General features: G+C 63.9%; 3 protein-coding genes and 1 pseudogene. All 4 read right to left on the bottom strand.

The features are described 5' to 3' along the window. Positions 1–102: 102 nt before the first annotated feature. Positions 103–225, bottom strand: a pseudogene (locus MOV75_RS26695) (biotin--[acetyl-CoA-carboxylase] ligase); the annotation flags it as partial. A gap of 1 nt (position 226) precedes the next feature. Then, the gene (nuoN, locus tag MOV75_RS26690) at positions 227–1,663 is read right to left on the bottom strand and encodes an NADH-quinone oxidoreductase subunit NuoN (RefSeq protein WP_246928540.1); all 1,437 of its coding nucleotides are present in this window, start codon (positions 1,661–1,663) and stop codon (positions 227–229) included. A gap of 22 nt (positions 1,664–1,685) precedes the next feature. After that, positions 1,686–3,194, bottom strand: a complete 1,509-nt coding sequence (locus tag MOV75_RS26685) for an NADH-quinone oxidoreductase subunit M (RefSeq protein ID WP_246928537.1) — start codon at positions 3,192–3,194, stop codon at positions 1,686–1,688. After that, a partial coding sequence (gene nuoL, locus MOV75_RS26680; RefSeq protein WP_247006881.1) for an NADH-quinone oxidoreductase subunit L occupies positions 3,195–5,159 on the bottom strand: 1,965 nt, incomplete at its 5' end.

The raw sequence follows: 5,159 nt of genomic DNA, 5'->3' as shown, positions 1-5,159 counted from the left end.
GCGGTTATATGACGCGTGGGAATTTGTTAAGGGCGCGCTTTCGCGCCCGTCCAAATTGAGCAAGCCTCAATCTCCGCTGTCGTCCCCGACAAGCGAAGCGCAGATCGGGCCGCGCTCGCCGGCCCTCGCCTGCTCGATCGCCTCGGTATTGGTCGAGCCGATCCGTTCGAACGCCGCGAGCTTATAGCCCGCGGCCGATGCGCGAGGACCGAGCGCGAAAGCCATCCTAGAACAGCGACTTTGCGGCGGCGGAAGCGACGCTCACCACCGGACCTGCGAACAGCGCAAACAGGATGTTGAACAGGCCCGCGACCGCCAGCACCGTCTTCACCTCAACGCGCACCGGATCGACCTGGCCGGCCGGCTCGTCGAAATACATCGTCTTGACGATGGTGAGGTAGTAGTAGGCGCCGACCACGCTGGTCAGCACGCCGATGACGGCGAGCGTGAACAGGTTCGCCTTGATGGCGGCGACGAAGACGTACCATTTGGCGAAGAAGCCGGCGAGCGGCGGGATGCCGGCCAGCGAGAACAGCAGCATCGCAAACATGAAGGCGAGCAGCGGATTGGTCCGCGACAGACCTGCGAAATCGCTGATCTGCTCGACGGCCTGGCCGTTGCGGCGCATCGCGAGGATGATCGAGAACGAGCCGAGCGTCATCGCGACATAGATCACGATGTACATCAGGACACCCTGCGCGCCCTCGACCGTGCCGGAGGCAAGGCCGACCAGCGCGAAGCCCATGTGGCCGATCGAGGAATAGGCCATCAGGCGTTTGATGTTGCTCTGGCCGATCGCGGCGAAGGAGCCGAGCGCCATCGAGGCGATCGCCACGAACACCAGGATCTGCTGCCACTGCGAGACGATGCCGGGGAATGCGGTCAGCGTGACGCGGGTGAACACGGCGAGCGCCGCCACCTTCGGCGCCGAGGCGAAGAAGGCGGTGACCGGGGTCGGCGCGCCCTCATACACGTCCGGCGTCCACATGTGGAACGGCACGGCCGAGACCTTGAAGCAGAGGCCGACAAGCAGGAAGACGAGGCCGAAGACGAGGCCGACATTCGAGACCGTCGCGGCCGCCGCGATGCCGGTGAAGCTGACGGTACCGGTGAAGCCGTAAATGAGCGAGGCGCCGTACAGCAGCATGCCCGAGGACAGCGCGCCGAGCACGAAATACTTCAAACCGGCTTCGGTCGACTTGGCGTTGTCGCGGTTCGAGGCCGCCACGACGTAGAGCGCCAGCGACATCAATTCGAGGCCGAGATAGAGCGAGATCAGGTCGCCGGCCGAGATCAGCACCATCATGCCGAGCGTCGAGAGCAGCACAAGGATGGCGTACTCGAAGATCCGCCGCGAGGGGTCGGAGAGGAACTCGGTCGACAGCACCAGTGTCACCGCCGAGCCGATCAGGGCCAGGATCTTCATGAATCGAGCGAAATCGTCGACGATGAAGCTGCCGCCGAAGGTCACATGCTTGCCCGCGGGCAGCATGTATTCGAGCACGCCGACCACGACCAGGAGCACGACCGCCAGCGAGGTGACGGTCTTGGTCGTCTCCTGCCCGCGATAGGCGCCGAGCATCAGGAGCGCCATGGCGCCGACCGCGAGCACGATCTCGGGCAGTACCGGCGCCAGTTGATAACCTGCAGTCTCAAAGCTCATGGCGATATCCTGACCTGCCCGATCACTGGAGCAGTGCGGCGGCCTTCACGGCCGTCACAGCGGTGTTGTAGTTGTTGACGAGTTGCTGGACCGAGGCGGCCGACATGTCGAGCACCGGCTTCGGATAGACGCCGAACAGGATCGTCAGCGCGATCATCGGGAACAGCGTCAGGCACTCCCGGAAGGTGAGATCCTTCATGCTCGCCAGCGACGGCTTGACCAGCGCCCCGAACACGACCTTGCGGTAGAGCCACAGCGCGTAGCACGCCGACAGGATCACGCCGAAGCTGGCGAAGAACGCCGTCGGGATCGAGACCTTGAAGGTGCCGAGCAGCGTCATGAACTCGCCGACGAAGCCGCTGGTGCCGGGCAGACCGACATTGGCCATGGTGAAGACCATGAAGGTCAGCGCGTAGAGCGGCATCCGGTTGACGAGGCCGCCATAGGCCGCGATCTCGCGGGTGTGCAGACGGTCGTAGACGACGCCGACGCAGAGGAACAGCGCGCCGGAGACGATGCCGTGCGAGATCATCTGGAACACGCCGCCGGCGACGCCCTGCATGGTGCCGGCGAAGATGCCCATGGTGACGAAGCCCATATGCGCCACGGACGAGTACGCGATCAGCTTCTTCATGTCCTCCTGCATCAGCGCCACCAGCGAGGTGTAGATGATGGCGATGGCCGAGAGCGTGAAGATCAGCGGCGCGAAGTCGTGCGAGGCCAGCGGGAACATCGGCAGCGAGAAGCGCAGGAAGCCGTAGCCGCCCATCTTCAGCAGGATCGCGGCCAGGACCACCGAGCCCGCGGTCGGCGCCTCGACGTGCGCGTCGGGAAGCCAGGTGTGCACCGGCCACATCGGCATCTTCACCGCAAACGAGGCGAAGAAGGCCAGCCACGCCCAGGTCTGCAACGACCGCGGCACGGCCGTGTGCATCAGGGTCGGGATGTCCGTGGTGCCGCCGTTCCAGTACAGCGCCATGATGGCGAGCAGCATCAAGACCGAGCCGAGCAGCGTGTAGAGGAAGAACTTGAACGACGCGTAGACCCGGCGCGGGCCGCCCCAGACGCCGATGATCAGGAACATCGGGATCAGGCCGCCCTCGAAGAACAGGTAGAACAGCACGAGATCCAGCGCCGAGAAGGTGCCGATCATCAGCGTTTCCAGGATCAGGAACGCCATCATGTATTCGCGGACGCGGTTGGTGATCGCCTTCCAGCTCGCGATGATGCAGAACGGCATCACCGCGGTGGTGAGGATCACCAGCGGCAGCGAGATGCCGTCGACGCCCATGTGGTAGGTGATGCCGGTCGCGAGCCAATTCGCCTTCTCGACGAACTGGAAGTCGGGATTGCTGGGGTCGAAGCGCATGACCAGGATTACCGACACCGCGAAGGTGATCAGCGTGGTCCAGAGCGCGATCCAGCGCGAATTGCGCCGGGCCGCTTCGTCATCGCCGCGGCTGAGATAGACGATCAGCGCGCCGACCAGGGGCAGGAACGTCGTGACCGAAAGAATGGGCCAGGTTATCATTTACTGGCCTCCAAAGCCGAACATGAACCAGGTGATCAGGCCGGCGGCGCCGATCAGCATGGCGAACGCGTAGTGATAGAGATAGCCGGTCTGGATCTTCACGACGTTGCGGGTGACGTCCAGCACGCGGGCGGAGACGCCGTCGGGGCCAAGACCGTCGATGATGAAGCCGTCGCCCTTCTTCCAGAGCTGGTAGCCGATCCACTTCGCCGGACGGACGAAGATGATGTCGTAGAGCTCGTCGAAGTACCATTTGTTGAGCAGGAACTGGTACAGCATCGGCTGTGTGTTCGCGAGCTCGACCGGCAGGTAAGGCCGGCGGATGTAGAACAGGTACGAGACGAGGAAGCCCAGCACCATCATCACCGTCGGCAGGAACGCGATGGTCTCGGGGATGTGGTGCATCTCCTCGATGATGTGCGGGTTCATCTTCACGGACTCGCGGAAGAACTCCTCGACGCCGTGACCGGCGAACAGCTCCTTGAACGGTAACCCTGCGACGAACGAGCCGACCGCGAGCACGCCGATCGGGATCAGGATCCAGAGCGGAGCCTCGTGCGCGGCCTCGTAATGATGCTCGTCATGCGGCTCGCCGTGGAAGGTCTTGAAAATCAGGCGCCAGGAGTAGAACGAGGTCAGGCCAGCCGCGACGACCGTCATCAGGAAGCCGTACACCCCGAACGGATTATGCGAGGCGTAGGCCGCTTCGATGATCGCGTCCTTGGAGAAGTAGCCGGCGGTGAGCGGGAAGCCGGTCAGCGCCAGGGTACCGACCACCATCACCGCGTAGGTGTAGGGGATCTTCTTCCAGAGGCCGCCCATGTTGCGGATGTCCTGCTCGTGGTGCATCGCGTAGATCACCGAGCCGGAGCCTAGGAACAGCAGCGCCTTGAAGAAGGCGTGCGTGAACAGATGGAACATGCCGACCGAATAGGCCCCTGCTCCCATCGCCACGAACATGTAGCCGAGCTGCGAACAGGTCGAGTAGGCGACGATGCGCTTGATGTCGTTCTGGACGAGGCCGACGGTCGCCGCAAAGAACGCCGTGGTGGCGCCGAAGAACATCACGACGGCCTGCGCATTCGGCGCGAGCTCGAACAGCGGCGACAGGCGCGCCACCATGAACACGCCCGCGGTGACCATGGTCGCGGCGTGGATCAGCGCGGAGACCGGGGTCGGGCCTTCCATCGCGTCCGGCAACCAGGTGTGCAGCAGGAACTGCGCCGACTTGCCCATCGCACCCATGAACAGGAGGAGACAGGTCAGGGTCAGCGCATCGGCATGCCAACCGAGGAAGTTGATGGTCTTGCCGGTCAGACCGGGCGCGGCATGGAAGATGGTCTCGAAATCGGTCGAGCCGGCCAGCATGAAGATCGCGAAGATGCCGAGCGCAAAACCGAAATCGCCGACGCGGTTGACCACGAAGGCCTTGATCGCCGCGGCGTTCGCCGACGGCTTCTGGTACCAGAACCCGATCAAGAGGTAGCTGGCGAGACCCACGCCTTCCCAGCCGAAGAACAGCTGCACGAGGTTGTCGGCCGTCACCAGCATCAGCATGGCGAAGGTGAACAGGCTGAGATAGCCGAAGAAGCGCGGCCGGTTCGGGTCCTCGTCCATGTAGCCGATGGAATAAAGGTGCACGAGCGAGGACACGGTGGTCACCACCACCAGCATCACGGCGGTGAGCGTGTCGACCCGTAGCGTCCACCAGACCTGGAGCTCGCCGGAGAAGATCCAGGGCAGCAGCTGGATCCTGTAGTCGTGGTGCATGAAGCCGACGTCGACCAGCGTCATCCAGGACAGCGCCGCCGAGACGAACAGCAGCCCGGTCGTGATCAGCTCGGCAGCGCGCGAGCCGGCCGCCGGCGGCTCGGAAACATGGTGGTCGTCATGGCCGTGATCGTCGTGACCATGGTCGTCATGGGCGGCCGCGGCATGCGCGTCGCACGTCATTTCCAGCAGGCT

This window comes from Bradyrhizobium sp. PRIMUS42 (assembly GCF_023006515.1).
GTDB lineage: Bacteria > Pseudomonadota > Alphaproteobacteria > Rhizobiales > Xanthobacteraceae > Bradyrhizobium.
Note: the sequence above shows the minus strand (reverse complement) of the source record. Positions and strands in the feature narration are given on the sequence as shown.